The sequence below is a fragment of the Chryseobacterium sp. AG844 genome (genome assembly GCF_003182335.1).
GTDB lineage: Bacteria > Bacteroidota > Bacteroidia > Flavobacteriales > Weeksellaceae > Chryseobacterium > Chryseobacterium cupriresistens.
Window position 1 is genome coordinate 22,918 of sequence record NZ_QGTV01000002.1, and the last position, 14,527, is coordinate 37,444.

Below are 14,527 nucleotides of genomic sequence, written 5' to 3' on the forward strand. Positions count from 1 at the left end.
TATTTTTCCCTTTTATTATTTCTTATTGAATGGAAAATAAAATACCTGAAATCAATAATTTCATACATAAACTTGAACTGGAAGACTTTTCCGGATATGAATTTGTAGATTACTGGGACGCAGATACTACAGCTTTAGGACTGAAGAAGGGGAATGTTCTCATTTATATTTCAGCATACGACTATTTTAAGACCAATGGCTATGATGTCATTATTGAGGAGTCTGAAACAGGAACAATATTGAGATCGGAGTATGGGAGATCATATAATGAACTTCTTAATGACATTCAATCTTTTCTGAAATAATCTTTTCCATCCAAAAGCATAAATTCTTTAAAAATTTCTTACGAAATAAGGTTCAGTTTTATGGTAAAATAATAAAATTCCGTATTTTGATAATGTAAAATAATGTCCTATTTTACTTGTTATCAATGTTTTAAGTGTTTGTGTCTTAAGCGGGGCTATTGTGTGGGACGTGCTTTTACATTTATCTTTGACCAAGAAATGTACTCGTTTTAAAACCACAAATTAAATGAAAAATCTAAGTATTTTGATGAAGGGAATTCTGGTTCCCTTATGCTTTACCATAAGCTATTCAAAAGCTCAAGTAGGTATTAATACTTCAAGCCCTCAAACTATTTTCCATGTGGATGGGGCCAAAGATAATCCCTCATCCGGAGCTCCATCCTCTACCCAAATTTCCAATGATGTTGCCATCACTTCTACCGGAGAAATCGGAATCGGAACTTTAACACCGGCCACCAGAATCGATACGCGCTCAGCCACCAATACTGATAATGCAATCGGAATAGGAGAAACCAGTCAGACAGCATCAGCTGCAGGCGGAGGTGCTGTACGGTATAATCCGCTGAATGGTGGAAAGATGCAGTATTCGGATGGTATTGTATGGCAGGATCTTATTTCTTCCCCAACAAAGGCAGTAGTGGTAGCCAACCTTCAGGCAGCGAACTTTGCTGTTAAAATTCCCTATCAGACTGCTACAGGTATTACAGGCTGGACAGAAGTTTCCGACCCGACAGGAAACTTTACTCCCGGAACAGGTATTTTTACAGCGCCCAGAACAGGAGTATATCTTATTTCTTTTACGTATGACTTTGTAAGAATTCCTATTGTTTCAGGCTATTTTTCAGAAGCAAGATATGTTGTAAACGGAAGCAGTACGGTAAAAAAATGCGTGAAATCTTACTCCAATATCTCAAAACAGGCACAGGTGGCAGGATCTTGCGTTGCAGGCGTTCAGCTCAATAAGGGAGACACGCTTCAGCCGTATATCTATCAGTCTGTCTATAATGGCAACCTGAGTCTGAGAACCGATACTTCTTCTGCAAGCAATGAATATGGCTTTGTAAATCTTTCTATTCTGGAACAATAACACATTGAATATGATAAAAAAATTAGGACTGGCCCTGGTCATTTGCAGCAGCATAGTGATGAAGGCTCAGATAGGAATCAATATGTCTTCTCCGGAAGGAACGGTACACATTGACGGACAGAAAAATACAAATACTTCAATACCTTCCAGTTATTATGATGACGTAGTCATTACTTCTTCCGGAAATGTAGGAGTAGGAAAAAAAACTCCCAAAACAAGACTGGATCTGAGATCAGGGGAACGCCTGAATGCTATTGGAATCGGAGGAACTTCACAATCTGCATCTGCAGCAAAGGCAGGAGCGATGAGGTATAATTCCGGAACTCAGGATCTGAGCTATTCCAACGGAACAGCTTGGGTAGCACTGGCTCATAAGGCTCCCAATGATTTTGTGGATGCCGAAAATGCTTCCATACAAAGTTTCAGCAATGGAGTACAGACTGCCGTTACGGGCTGGACTAAAAAAACAGATGTGAACAGCAGTTTCAATGCCGGTACAGGAACTTTTACAGCTTCAAAAGCTGGGGTATATATTGTATCCTTTACCTTTTCACTGGCTTCCGGAAGTATTGCAGACGATTCAAGATATGAAACCTTGATCCAGACCAATTCCACCTCTTCCGCAACCGGTAAAGTTTTCAAATGTGTAGGAAGTTATCCCGGAAACAATACCATTGGAAACCGCGTCGCAGGAAACTGCTCAGGTATTTTCAACCTGAACCAGGGTGATAATATTACCGTAAGCCTGAATCAGAAACTGGGAAGTTCAAAAACCCTGGATACCGATTCTACGCTTACCTCTTTAAGTATTTTCGGATTATAAAAACATACATGATGAAAAAAAATTGTTTACTGATTTTAATGACGTTAAGCTTCCAGTGTGCATTTTCACAAATTGGAATCAATACCCCAAATCCGCAGGGCATTTTGCATATTGACGGACAAAAAGATAATCCTGCTTCAGGGTCTGTATTTACTCCAGCCCAGCAGAGTAATGATATCCTTGTGAACAGTGCAGGGAAAATAGGAGTTGGAACTTTGGTTCCAGCCGTAAAAGTGGATGCCAGAAATTCCGGAAACGGAGCCATTGGTTTTGGAACATCTGCCCTTACAGCTGCAGCCGCAGATGAGGGTGCCGTACGGTATAACAACGGTGTGGAATATTCCAATGGAAATGAATGGCTTCCTTTGCTCACAGCACAGCCTGCCAGTAATAAAGTAATCGTTATTGCAGCCAAAACGACAAATAATGTAAAACTGGCAACTCCTGCTGCTCCCACTATAACTGCGGGTTTACAGAACAGAGCGAGCAATTATCTTGTAGACTGGAGTAAAACTTTTGAAAGCAATTCCGGGACGAGCTTTAATGCTGCGACAGGTATTTTTACAGCTCCCAGAAATGGAATTTATGTAGCCACTTTCACTACAGATCTGGCTCCGCTGGCCATTAATTATACAACAGATCCTTTAAATCCTATTCAGATAGAAGCCATCTGGCAGCTTTATGATAACACGGCCGGACTGGCTGTCACCAATATTATCAACACCGTAAAATGTGCCAATACCATGTCCTCAAACAGCGTAGGAAATATTGATGCAGGAAGTAACTGTACTGCTTCATTCTACATGACAGCAGGGCAGAGGCTGATGCCTTACATCTGGTTTAATTTAAATAATTCAAACCTCGCTAATTTTTCGCTCAACAATACGGGTGGCTATAATAATCTTACCATAGCAGAACAGTAATCAGGAGATTTCATCAAGGGTTTTGATAAAAGCAGACGGGTGAAGTCCCGTAATCTTTTTGAACTCAAGAGAAAAAGCACTGTGGGAGGAATATCCCGTAATTTCTGCAAGGTGATTGATCTTATACTTTCTGTATTGAGGTTCATTTTTCAACTGGTTAATAATATAATTGATCCTCAGATGATTAATGTATTGGTTGAAATTGAATTTCTTATGTTTCTTAATAACCGTTGAAAGATATTTTGTGTTGATATCCAATGTGTTGGCAAGATTGTAACGCGAAATGTTTTTGTTGTTAAACTCAAGGTTTTCTTCAAATATTTTTAATCCCTGTAATATGTTTTCCTCTACTTCCGGCGAAATTTTTATTTCTGTTGGAGTAGAGGTATTTTTTGCCTGAATATCCTCAGAAATTTCCTGTGGATCTTCCTCATAAATAACGGGTGAAATGCCTTCTCTGTAAATTCTGGAAACAGCTTCTTTATGTTTTTTACGGAGACGGAGGGTCTTGAAAATCACAGCTCCTAAAATAATTATCAAAGCAAGACACGCAATAATAAGCCCTTTTGAGACAGAATGGCTTTCATTGAGCTGCTGATTAAAACTTTCTTCTTTTTTAGAAAGTGTTTTGTTGACGGCCATGGCCTTATTGTAAGCAATACTGTCTTTTAATTTAAGATTTTCAATTTTATATTTTTTGGTATTGGTATCGTCGTGAAGCTGGGCATAGGCTTCTTCAAGATTTTTAGTTACCTCAATCTTTTTTTCATTGAATCCATACCGATCTACAATGGCCAGCGATTTCTGATAATAAAGCACCGCACTGTCCGGTTTATTCTGTTTTGAAAAAGAAAATCCGATATCATTCAGGATGTTTGCCCGAAGATAATAATTGTTTTCCCCTACCAGCGAAAGGGCTTTTACAAAATAAGGTTTGGCCTCCCTGAATTTTTTTACCTCAGATAAATTATATCCCATATTGGTATAAGCGGAAATTAACAGTTCATTTCTTCTGCTGACATTTTTAAGCTTCTGAAATTCCTGGATGGCACTTTTGGAATAATACGCTTTCTCTTTATACTGTTCCTTGTTAAGAAGGATCAAAAAAGAATTATAGATCATTCCTTTCAGCTCATGTCCTTCCTCGGTATTATTATTTTTTACTTCAGCGAGTGCATTTCGGAGGCTGGCAGAAGACTCTTTAAGAAGACCGAGCTTTGCGTACTGGGTTCCCTGCATTCTGTATGCGAGCGCCTTTCCGATGCTGTAATCGCTTTGTATAGCTATTGTAAGCGCCTTATCTGCAAAATCAAGACTTTTCTCAGCATCAGATCTCAGATAGCTGTTGAAAGACTTTAAATAATAAGCTTTTGCTAAAAATTCCGGGAGATTTCTTTTCCATGCAGAATCTATAATCTTATTCAGAACAATTTCTGAGCTGTCCGGATTTTTGGACGATAGTATACGGGCATACTTATATTGTCCCTCAAAATCAAATTCCTGAGCGAATGTAAAAATTGAAATAATCAGGAAGAAAAAGAGAATAATTTTTTTCTTCATTGTGTGTGTTTTTTATTTTTTCTGGTACTTCCAGTTGCGGCCTTTAACTTCGGCTATCCATTCCAAAGACTGTTCCAATCTTTTATTTCTGGTAGCTTCTGTTTTGGCTTCTGTAAGCCATGCAATATACTCTTTTCTGAAAGATGGTGAAGCTTTTTCAAAAATTTCTTTTGCTTTCGGCTGAGTATCCAGAGCAGATTGAAAATAATCAGGAATTTCCATTTCTATCCTGGATGGGGGTGCTTTTTTCATCGTTACGCCCATATCTGTAAGCTCCATGGCTTCTTTAATTGCTCTTTTCAGCTGAGGTTGGGATGGAAGATCTTCAAGACGGGTTATTTTTCCCAAACTGAACATTGAACTTTTTTCAGTATTTGTTTCTATTTCCTTTAAAGTTTTCATTTCCTGATGCAGCCAGAATCCCAGGCTGCAATACTGCTTGAAAGCGGTGATGGAACATAAAATCTTCCCTTTATACATGAAAGTGGGAAACTTCCATTTGATGGCTTCTTCCGCATCAGGGCAGGCTTCATGAATGATTTCACGAAGATAATTTAAGATAGGTTTTGCAAAATCAGGAGATTTTTCAATGTATTCATCAACTTTTACGCTATGTTTTTCCATACTGTTTATCGGAATAGTTCTACAATTTCATTCACAAGGAATTTTACCTGGTCAGGTCTTCCTCTGTCATTCTTAGGATTACTGGAATAGCTCCCGGTTTTTACAATAACCATATTATGCTCCGGAACCATGATAATATATTGTCCCTGTAATCCCAGGAAATAATAATGTTTGATGGGGTTGTCATGATTAATCCAAAGTCCCATTCCATAAATGTTTTGAGACTTTTCAGTAGGAGTTCTCATCTCTTCAATGAAGTCTGCATTGAGAATCTGATGATCTCCCGCTTTCCCATCATCCAGAAAAAGCTGTCCAAGTTTGGCAAAATCTCTTGCATTGGAATGAATACAGCAATAGGCTTTTTCCATACCGTGATCATCTGTACTCCACTTGGCATTCTGTTCCATTCCCAGAGGAATCCAGAATTTTTCGGATAAATAGGTGGCCAGTGATTGATTCAACGCTTTTCGGAGTGCAAAACCAAGAAGCTGTGTCGAGCCGCTTTGATACTCAAATCTGACTCCGGGTTCTTCTTTAAATCTCCGGGAAAATACAGCTTTTACAAGGCTTTTTCCATAATAGGCTTTAGCATTGGGCAGAAAAGGATTGTTGTAATCTTCATTCCAGTCCAGTCCGGCTTCCATTTGGGCCAAATTCTTAAGGGTAACCTGATTTCCAAAGGGTTTGTTTTTAAATTCGGGATAAAAATCTGAGAACTTTTCATCTAGAGTTGGAATAATTCCTTCTTCCAGTGCCTTTCCCAGAAGCATCACCGTCACTGCTTTTGCCATAGAAAAAGAATTGGTTTGTGATAGCTGGTTGTAGCCTTCCCAGTATTGTTCATGAAGAATTTTTCCATTCCTTATCACTACCAAAGCTGCTGTTCGGGAGTGTTTTAAGTTTTCAACTAAATGTTTAGGTAATTCTGTTTTATTGTAGTCCGGATCTTCCTCCCAGAGTTTGGGTTCTTCTGTTGCAACAGGATTGCTCGGGAAAAGATTTCCATCATCAATATGGGCGCTTGATTTTCCTTTCAGATAGGTTTTGGAAATGCCATTGAATAAATAATCATATCCCAGAAAATAAGCTGCTGCCGCACCGGCTACAGCCCCGCCTATCATATATTTTAGTATTCTCATTTTTTATGAATGGGTCTTTAACAAATTTAAAATAATTTGGTTATAAAATTTAAAATGAATCAGCAAATAAGTTATTTTTGTTCTTATTGATGAAAACTATGACCAGAAAAATTTTTGTATTGGGGTACTTCCTGTTTTCAATCCTGGGAACAGCCCAGATGTATAAACCGATAGATACTGCAGATTATATACAGAGAAAAGCATTTTTAAAGAGTTTTGAAGGGAATAATGAAGCAACTGTAAAGAGATTAAAGTCCCAATATTCCGGGAAAACAGGCTCTGAATTATCCAAAATTTATAAAGAATTCGGAACTGATTTCGAAAAGCAGGTGAAGAATAAGGATTTTATTTTTAAATCTGAATTTGAAACCAGCATACAGTCTATGATTCAACGTCTTAAAAAGAATAATCCCACAATTCCTCACGATCTGAAAATTCTGATTGCCAAAGACAACACTCCCAATGCCTATTGCCTTGCTGACGGAACTTTTGTCATCAATATGGGGCTTTACAGCTGGCTGAATAATGAGGAACAGATTGCTGCAGTGATTTCCCATGAACTTGGACATAAAATAGAGGAACACTCTCTGAAGACTTTTTTGAAAATTATAGAACAGGATAAACAGGACAAACTGGTGGTTGAGAATATCAAATCCACTACGACAAGCAGAAGCCAGAGCCAGAACCAGAAGGCTTTCGATATTTTTAAAAACAGAGTCTACAAGAAAAGCGTGGAAAGAAGACAAAATGAAATACAGGCAGATTCTTTAGGGTATGTTATTTTTAAAAACAGTGATTTCAGGAAAACAGAATTCGTCAATGCTCTTCAGAGGTTACAGGATTTTGATACGATCTCTCCCCGGGAATTAAAGGTGGAAACCTATAAAAAACTGTTTAATCTTCCCAGGCAGGCATTCAATGAGAAATGGATGAAAAAGGAAGATTTTTCCCTGTACAATTATAACTTTTATAAAGAAAAGCTGAACAAAGATTCTCTGGCATCGCATCCTGAAGTTTCCAGAAGAATAGAAGCGCTTAAAAGGACTTTTACAGAGCTTGGTACTTCTGTGAGTCCGGAAAAACCTTCAGATCTTTTTTTAACATTAAGAAAAACTGCAAGGATGGAGATTTTACCCAATTATTTCCATTCGGAAGATTACGGACTGGGAATCTATGCTGCCATGCAGTTTCTGCAGGATGAAGAGGAAGAAAAATATTATAAAAGCTGGCTGGGAAGATGTTTCTCTAAAATATATGAGGCGAGAAAAAATTATAATCTGAACCGGTATCTGGATAGAATAGAACCTAAAAATCAAAGTGAAAGCTACCAGCAGTTTCTGAACTTTATGTGGAACTTAAGCCTTGATGAAATAAAGAATATAGCAGACTTTTATCAGACGAATGAGACGCTGGCAAAAGCAAACTGATTTTAATTATAAATGATTGAAATATCAAGATAGGAACGGGCTATTGTCCTGAGCTTAGTGGAAGGGAACCCGTTTTTGAAATAATAAAAATCCCGCTGGCTTAGGTCAAAACATGAAGAAAGAACCCTGATGTTTCGTCAGGGTTCTTATTATTTTAGTAATTTAATTTCTCCAAACGGATTTTATTGAATTTCTCTTTCTCGTTATACTCCCGGAGCAGGATATAACCTTCTTTTCCTACATACGGCGTAACGGCATAATTGTCCTTTTCAGAGATCGGAATAATCTCCTGTTTGAATTTTCCATCAATAATGGTATTGATAAACAGATTCCATCTTTTCTGTTTGGTGACTTCATCTTTTTGATAGTCACGATAGAAAAACACCACATCTTTTCCTCCGTTAAGGTACTGTGAAAACAGATAATCGCTGTTCACCCATTTTGATTTTTCCTTTTCAAAAACCTGAACATTTTTCACTTTAAAATCCTTATCCGTGTAGATGTACACAAGATCAGTCGTCTTTGGTGCGTTATACTGACCGGCCGGCTTATACTTTTCTGATAAAATACCCACACTTCCATCATTCATAAAGTACATGTCTTTAGTCTGAAGCATGTATCCGCTTTCTACCATACCATTTCTATTGAGCTTCGGGAGAAAAGCAGAGATGTTGGGCTCGTAATTAATTGTTTTCGTATCTACAGAGAAATCGGATTTGTTGAGGAGCATTCTCGCAAACCCTACTGATTCTGAGTTATCATAGTTTCTTCCCAGCAAAACTACTTTATCATCAAAGGTTTTATCATTATCAAGCTTTCTGTAATTGGAGTAGAAAGATTCAATATTGTCTATGGTATCATCAGATAATCCGGTAATGGGTTTGCTGGATTTCTCTTTTCCGGTTTTCATATCAAGAACCATGAGGCTGAATGTTTTCTGCTTGTCATTCACTTTTTTCATAATGCAGTACATATTGTTCTCATCCCTTTCCAGAACAGAAAGGGTAGTGTACAGTTTTTTGCTGCCGTCTGTGTTGTATTGATACCTCCAGATTTCCTTTTTGTTTTCATCAAACCTCATGAGGCTGTTGCTGTTTTCATACTTGCCGTAATCTTTGTATTCAACAGCAAAATAACCGCCTTCTTTCAGTTCTCCTACCGCAGAAACGTAGTTATAGCCTTTCTCTTTTTTCTCATCACGGTTTTCCTTACGTTGTTCTTTCCAGCTCTTCGGTTCGTTGATCTCTTTGAAAGTGCCGTTTTCCAGATAATCATAATATATTTTTCGGGTAATAGAGTTGGTTTTCGGATCGATTACCATAGAAACCGGAGTAAAGACTTCTTTGCTCTTCACAAGAGAATAATCCATCATGGAAGGCTTTAAAATAATCTGACCTTTAAAATCAACATATCCCAGATAAGAAGCAGCCGTGATATCTCCCTCAAACTCTTTATTGGCAACAGGGTTGAGGTTTTTATCAAGAATTACATACTCAAATTTCTTGGTCTTGTCACCGGATTTACCATAAGAATAGAGAGAAACGTAACCGTACAGATTGTCTTTATCATCGAATAGAGCATTCATCCCCACATGGTCGCCGGCAGCGAGAGTTGTCAGGTCCTGAGTTTGGGAAAAAGCAAATGTCTGGATCAGACCAAACATCATCAGCGTTATTTTTTTCATGGTTAAAATTTGAGGGATAAAAATAATAAATTAACCCATATGTTGCGAAAAATAAAAAAGCCCTGAAACCAGGGCTTTGTAACTATAATTGAGAAAGTAAATTTCTGAAGTTCGTTTTTTCATCAATGATTCTTCTCAGCTCTGAAACAGGAACTCTTTCCTGCTGCATCGTATCTCTGTCTCTGATGGTTACCGTGTGATCTGTAAGAGAATCGTGATCCACAGTGATACAGTATGGAGTACCAATGGCATCCTGTCTTCTGTAACGTTTTCCGATGGCATCTTTCTCTTCATAGAACAGGTTGAAATCATATTTCAGATCATTGAAGATCTTTTCAGCATATTCTGCTAAACCATCTCTCTTCATCAATGGAAGAATAGCTGCTTTAATGGGTGCCAATGCCGGAGGTAAAGATAAAACCGTTCTTTCTGAACCGTCTTCCAACACTTCGTCTCTTAAACAATGAGAGAATATGGAAAGGAATAATCTGTCTAAACCTACTGAAGTTTCCACTACATAAGGAACATAATTTTCGTTTCTTTCAGGATCGAAGAACTGTAACTTTCTGCCGGAATGTTTCTCATGAGCTTTTAAGTCGAAATCTGTTCTTGAGTGAATACCTTCCAGTTCTTTAAATCCGAATGGGAAGTTAAACTCAATATCAGCCGCAGCATTAGCATAGTGAGCAAGCTTTTCGTGATCGTGGAATCTGTAGTTCTCATCTCCCAAACCTAAAGCTCTGTGCCAGTTCAGACGTTTCTGCTTCCACTGTTCGTAGAATTCAAGTTCTGTTCCCGGAGCTACAAAGAACTGCATTTCCATCTGTTCGAATTCACGCATTCTGAAAATGAACTGTCTCGCAACAATCTCATTTCTGAATGCTTTACCGATCTGTGCAATACCGAAAGGAAGCTTGTGACGTGAAGTTTTCTGTACGTTTAAGAAGTTAACGAAAATACCCTGAGCCGTTTCAGGTCTCAGATAAAGATCCATAGCACTGTCAGCAGAAGCACCAAGCTTTGTCCCGAACATCAGGTTGAACTGTCTTACTTCCGTCCAGTTTTTAGAACCTGTATCAGGATCTGCAATTTCAAGCTCCTCAATTAAAGCTTTTACATCAGCAAGGTCTTCATTTTCCAGAGATTTTGCCAGTCTTGAAAGAATAGCCTCTCTTTTTGCTCTGTATTCAATAATTTTTGGATTGGTAGATACAAACTGATCTTTATCGAAAGCCTCACCGAATCTTTTAGCTGCCTTTTCGATTTCCTTATTCTCTTTATCTTCAATTTTAGCACAATAATCTTCCACCAAAACGTCTGCTCTGAAACGTTTCTTAGAATCTTTATTATCAATCAATGGATCGTTGAAAGCGTCTACGTGGCCCGATGCCTTCCAGGTTGTAGGATGCATAAGGATCGCCGAATCAATGCCGACAATATTTTCGTTAAGCTGTACCATAGCTTTCCACCAATATTGTTTGATATTATTTTTTAGTTCAGCACCGTTCTGTCCATAATCATAAACAGCGGATAAACCATCATAGATCTCACTCGATGGGAAAATAAAACCATATTCTTTAGCGTGAGAAATCACTTTCTTGAAAACATCTTCTTGCTTTGCCATAATTTTTTTACGTCTGAAATGCAAAAATAGCAATTTGGATCCAAAATCATGAGATTCAATAAAAAAAGCAGTTAATAAACAGATAAATATTGACAATTTAATTTTTCAGGAGCCGGGAACCCGCTCTCCGTTGCAATTCCTCGCTCGGCGGCTCTGCTTCGCGCCGCCGCCTCACTGCGGGATTTTCTCTCAGATCGGGGCTATTGATAAAGGAATGTCTAAACCTGTTAGGTTTACAAAGATGGCAGCATATAATATCAATCGAAAAATCTTTACTTTTGCCGGATGTTAGAAATTCTTTATCGTGACGAGCATCTTATTGCCATCAACAAACCCAGCGGATTACTGGTTCATAAATCTTTTTATGCCGGAGAAGCTGATACATATGCTATTCAGGAGTTGAAGAAACAGATCGGGCAAAAAGTGTATCCCGTACATCGGTTAGACCGGAAAACTTCGGGGGTTCTGCTTTTTACTCTGGATAAAGATACTCTTAGAATCATGAGCGAGCAGTTTGCATCACGCGATGTAGAGAAGAAATATCTGGCCATTCTTCGGGGTTGGACAAAAGAAGAAGAAACGATTGATTATGACTTGGTTAATGAAAATGAAGTTAAGCAAAATGCCGTTACAAACTATCGCCGTTTGCAGACTTCAGAAATAGATTTGCCTTTTTTAAAACACCAGACTTCGAGATATTCTTTGGTAGAAGCCATTCCTGAAACGGGAAGATTTCATCAGCTGAGAAAACATTTTAAACATATTCTCCATCCGATCCTGGGCTGTCGCAAACATGGCTGTAACAAACAAAATAAATTGTGGCTTCAGACATTTGACATCAACAAAATGACGCTTCATGCCCATCAGTTGATTTTTAACCATCCTGTTTCTAATGAGAGAATTACAATAAATGCCACTATAGATGAAGAGTTCAAAAGAGTAGGAGATATCCTGAAATTCGATCTGAGTGCGTACTCTTCATTAAAACCTTAAGATTTTAAATATCCTTGTCAAGGTTTTAAACCTTGACAAGGATGGTGAAGGTATTTCTCTGTTTCTATTGTTTTAACGCAATGCTCGCAAAGTTATTGATAAATAGCTTTTATTTCCGATCGGGAGTGCACTTCGTTCAGCAAAGACTGATAATGTGTACTTCGCTTAGTGAAACGCCCTTGCGAACCAAATGTTTTCATGATTGTCCTATTTCTTTGCAATCGTAGCGTTTAAAAAAATTATCTTACCAATATGTATATGTTATAGATGCTATATATGAGATATTTCGATAAAATATCATACATCAATCCAACATTAATTTTAAAATGAGTAATTTTGTAAAACTTTTTTTCAATGTACAAATCGCTCATTCGTCCGATCCTTTTCAAATTTGATCCTGAAGAAGTTCATCATTTTACATTTTCAATGCTTAAAAATTTTGGATTTCTTACCAAACTGTTTTTACCCAAACCTATTGAAGACAAACGTCTGGAAAGAGAAGTCTTTGGATTGAAATTTAAAAATCCTGTAGGACTGGCTGCTGGTTTCGATAAAAATGCAGTGTTATTTAACGAATTGGGAGATCTTGGTTTCGGATTTGTAGAAATCGGGACGGTAACTCCAAGAGCGCAAGCCGGAAATCCTAAAAAAAGATTGTTCCGTTTGATTGAAGATGGCGGAATCATCAACAGAATGGGATTCAATAATGATGGTCTTGAAGCAGCTATTGAAAAACTGAAATCCAATAAAGGAAAAATAATTATCGGTGGAAACATCGGAAAAAATACAGATACAAACCCGGAAAACTATACCCAGGATTACTTAGACTGTTTTGAAGGTCTTCATCCTCATGTAGATTACTTTGTATTGAATGTGAGCTGCCCGAATGTAGGAAGCCACGCCAAACTGGAAGATGTAGACTATCTGAGAGAACTGATTACGGAAGTGAAAAAGATAAACCAGTCAAAATCTGTACAGAAACCTATACTGCTTAAAATTGCACCGGATTTGAATAACAATCAGTTAGATGAAATTATTGAACTGATCGCAGAAACAAAAATAGATGGTATTGTAGTTTCCAATACATCCGTGAACAGAGAAGGGCTGAAAACGTCTCCGGAAGTTTTAGCACAGATAGGAAATGGTGGATTAAGTGGAAAACCCATCCGTGAGAGAAGTACAAAAATGATCAAATACCTTGCTGATAAAAGTAACAGGGCATTTCCAATCATTGGAGTAGGAGGAATTCACTCTGCTAAGGATGCGATGGAGAAGCTGGATGCAGGGGCTACACTGGTTCAGCTATATACTGGATTTATTTATGAAGGCCCGGAACTGATTAACGACATCAATCAGGAATTACTAAAAAGAGCCACCAGGTTACCGAGATAAAATAAAAGAGAGTTGATATGACTCTCTTTTTTATTTTGACTTTACAACAGATGCGTTTTTAATATTTACTGTAAGCGTATGGGGTGGAGTGCTTTCGGATTTACCGATTTTATAGATAATCGTTTGTTTATCTTTGGATTTCGTTTTGCTAACATCATATATATTTTCGCGGCAGCTCTCAGTCAGGAATTCTTCATAGCTTTTATAATTCCAGTCTTTTGTGAAGTAAAGAACCCGGTAGCCTTTCTCTCCATTGCTTGCCCCGCATTGCCCGCAGGCATTAAAATTTGATATTTCCTCAAAATACAGTAAAATCCTGTTCCCGTTTTCTCCTGAGGAATAAGATATTAGCTCGTTTCCACCTGCTTTATTGATGAAATCATAGGTGTTGATTTTCTTGTTATTCGGTAAGTACAGATAATTGTTGAGACGGTAGATCATCGTATTGCCTGTAAACAATTTTGCAGGCTGAGCTTTTCCATTCAGATAAAAATGTCCGGGAACAGGGTTGGTATTCCGGCTGCTATTTTCAAATACAATAGATTCCTTTGGGGCTAATTTCTGGGCTATTTCATCCGTCTTTTCCACTTTCTGAAGAGAAGTGATCTGCTCTTTCAAAAGCTTCGAATTCTGTTTTTGTTTCGTCCCAAAATTATACAGCGACAAATTTCCATAATAGTCATATATTCCGGTAAGCGGGATTTTCTTTTTGTATTTGTCATAATAATACCATCCATCCACATAATGCTGGTATTGATCACAATCGACAATGCCAGTGTAGCTAAGTTCAACAGTAATTGGTATTCCTCCGATTTCTCCTGTAAAAGTCTGGGAAGAATCTGTTACTTTCTTTAATTCAACTTTTTGACCGATAAAAAAAGTGAGGAAAAAGAAAAAGAAGACACTGAAAATTTTTTTCATGGTTGAGTTGTCGTGGATTTTAGTT

General features: G+C 37.8%; 13 protein-coding genes. 7 read left to right on the forward strand and 6 right to left on the reverse strand.

Annotation, left to right across the window (positions count from 1 at the left end; all coding sequences use genetic code 11):
* Positions 1–29: 29 nt before the first annotated feature.
* The 4 genes from DEU40_RS02210 to DEU40_RS02225 all read left to right on the forward strand — a co-directional run bounded on the left by DEU40_RS02210 (position 30) and on the right by DEU40_RS02225 (position 3,138).
* The gene (locus DEU40_RS02210) at positions 30–305 is read left to right on the forward strand and encodes a hypothetical protein (RefSeq protein WP_110008337.1); all 276 of its coding nucleotides are present in this window, start codon (positions 30–32) and stop codon (positions 303–305) included.
* Positions 306–531: 226 nt separating this feature from the next.
* Positions 532–1,392 carry a hypothetical protein gene (locus tag DEU40_RS02215; RefSeq protein WP_110008338.1) on the forward strand — a complete coding sequence of 287 codons (861 nt, stop codon included), beginning with the start codon at positions 532–534 and terminating at the stop codon, positions 1,390–1,392.
* 10 nt (positions 1,393–1,402) lie between these two features.
* Positions 1,403–2,215, forward strand: a complete 813-nt coding sequence (locus DEU40_RS02220) for a hypothetical protein (RefSeq protein WP_110008339.1) — start codon at positions 1,403–1,405, stop codon at positions 2,213–2,215.
* A gap of 8 nt (positions 2,216–2,223) precedes the next feature.
* Positions 2,224–3,138 (forward strand): hypothetical protein, encoded by a 915-nt coding sequence (locus tag DEU40_RS02225; RefSeq protein ID WP_110008340.1) that lies wholly within the window; start codon positions 2,224–2,226, stop codon positions 3,136–3,138.
* Here DEU40_RS02225 and DEU40_RS02230 read toward each other — a convergent pair whose 3' ends face one another.
* From DEU40_RS02230 to DEU40_RS02240, 3 genes are read right to left on the reverse strand one after another with little or no spacing between them, the layout of a single operon-like run.
* Positions 3,139–4,698 carry a tetratricopeptide repeat protein gene (locus tag DEU40_RS02230; RefSeq protein ID WP_110008341.1) on the reverse strand — a complete coding sequence of 520 codons (1,560 nt, stop codon included), beginning with the start codon at positions 4,696–4,698 and terminating at the stop codon, positions 3,139–3,141.
* Positions 4,699–4,710: 12 nt separating this feature from the next.
* The gene (locus tag DEU40_RS02235; RefSeq protein ID WP_110008342.1) at positions 4,711–5,322 is read right to left on the reverse strand and encodes a YdeI/OmpD-associated family protein; all 612 of its coding nucleotides are present in this window, start codon (positions 5,320–5,322) and stop codon (positions 4,711–4,713) included.
* Positions 5,323–5,327: 5 nt separating this feature from the next.
* Complete coding sequence (locus DEU40_RS02240) at positions 5,328–6,461, reverse strand: serine hydrolase domain-containing protein (protein WP_110008343.1); 1,134 nt, start codon at positions 6,459–6,461, stop codon at positions 5,328–5,330.
* A gap of 98 nt (positions 6,462–6,559) precedes the next feature.
* Between DEU40_RS02240 and DEU40_RS02245 the strand changes: the two genes are divergently transcribed.
* Positions 6,560–7,888 carry a M48 family metalloprotease gene (locus DEU40_RS02245; RefSeq protein ID WP_228406424.1) on the forward strand — a complete coding sequence of 443 codons (1,329 nt, stop codon included), beginning with the start codon at positions 6,560–6,562 and terminating at the stop codon, positions 7,886–7,888.
* Between the two features lie 154 nt (positions 7,889–8,042).
* On the opposite strand, the gene DEU40_RS02250 is transcribed toward DEU40_RS02245, so the two are convergent.
* Positions 8,043–9,572, reverse strand: coding sequence for a hypothetical protein (locus DEU40_RS02250; RefSeq protein ID WP_110008345.1), 1,530 nt, complete (start codon positions 9,570–9,572; stop codon positions 8,043–8,045).
* A gap of 82 nt (positions 9,573–9,654) precedes the next feature.
* On the reverse strand, positions 9,655–11,196 hold the full coding sequence (locus DEU40_RS02255; protein WP_110008346.1) for a glycine--tRNA ligase: 1,542 nt from the start codon (positions 11,194–11,196) through the stop codon (positions 9,655–9,657).
* A 285-nt stretch (positions 11,197–11,481) separates the two neighbouring features.
* On the opposite strand from DEU40_RS02255, the gene DEU40_RS02260 reads away from it, so the two are divergent.
* On the forward strand, positions 11,482–12,189 hold the full coding sequence (locus DEU40_RS02260) for a pseudouridine synthase (RefSeq protein ID WP_110008347.1): 708 nt from the start codon (positions 11,482–11,484) through the stop codon (positions 12,187–12,189).
* A 354-nt stretch (positions 12,190–12,543) separates the two neighbouring features.
* A complete protein-coding gene (locus tag DEU40_RS02265; protein WP_110008348.1) occupies positions 12,544–13,581 on the forward strand; it encodes a quinone-dependent dihydroorotate dehydrogenase in 1,038 nt (345 codons plus the stop codon).
* Between the two features lie 30 nt (positions 13,582–13,611).
* On the opposite strand, the gene DEU40_RS02270 is transcribed toward DEU40_RS02265, so the two are convergent.
* Positions 13,612–14,502, reverse strand: coding sequence for a hypothetical protein (locus DEU40_RS02270; RefSeq protein WP_110008349.1), 891 nt, complete (start codon positions 14,500–14,502; stop codon positions 13,612–13,614).
* Positions 14,503–14,527: the final 25 nt, after the last annotated feature.

What these genes read in the sequence shown, in the direction of transcription:
- DEU40_RS02255 (WP_110008346.1), bottom strand. Translation starts at nt 11,196, where the DNA reads ATGGCAAAGCAAGAAGATGTTTTCAAGAAAGTGATTTCTCACGCTAAA.
- DEU40_RS02260 (WP_110008347.1), top strand. Translation starts at nt 11,482, where the DNA reads ATGTTAGAAATTCTTTATCGTGACGAGCATCTTATTGCCATCAACAAA.
- DEU40_RS02250 (WP_110008345.1), bottom strand. Translation starts at nt 9,572, where the DNA reads ATGAAAAAAATAACGCTGATGATGTTTGGTCTGATCCAGACATTTGCT.
- DEU40_RS02215 (WP_110008338.1), top strand. Translation starts at nt 532, where the DNA reads ATGAAAAATCTAAGTATTTTGATGAAGGGAATTCTGGTTCCCTTATGC.
- DEU40_RS02225 (WP_110008340.1), top strand. Translation starts at nt 2,224, where the DNA reads ATGATGAAAAAAAATTGTTTACTGATTTTAATGACGTTAAGCTTCCAG.
- DEU40_RS02235 (WP_110008342.1), bottom strand. Translation starts at nt 5,322, where the DNA reads ATGGAAAAACATAGCGTAAAAGTTGATGAATACATTGAAAAATCTCCT.
- DEU40_RS02240 (WP_110008343.1), bottom strand. Translation starts at nt 6,461, where the DNA reads ATGAGAATACTAAAATATATGATAGGCGGGGCTGTAGCCGGTGCGGCA.
- DEU40_RS02245 (WP_228406424.1), top strand. Translation starts at nt 6,560, where the DNA reads ATGACCAGAAAAATTTTTGTATTGGGGTACTTCCTGTTTTCAATCCTG.
- DEU40_RS02265 (WP_110008348.1), top strand. Translation starts at nt 12,544, where the DNA reads ATGTACAAATCGCTCATTCGTCCGATCCTTTTCAAATTTGATCCTGAA.
- DEU40_RS02220 (WP_110008339.1), top strand. Translation starts at nt 1,403, where the DNA reads ATGATAAAAAAATTAGGACTGGCCCTGGTCATTTGCAGCAGCATAGTG.
- DEU40_RS02270 (WP_110008349.1), bottom strand. Translation starts at nt 14,502, where the DNA reads ATGAAAAAAATTTTCAGTGTCTTCTTTTTCTTTTTCCTCACTTTTTTT.
- DEU40_RS02210 (WP_110008337.1), top strand. Translation starts at nt 30, where the DNA reads ATGGAAAATAAAATACCTGAAATCAATAATTTCATACATAAACTTGAA.
- DEU40_RS02230 (WP_110008341.1), bottom strand. Translation starts at nt 4,698, where the DNA reads ATGAAGAAAAAAATTATTCTCTTTTTCTTCCTGATTATTTCAATTTTT.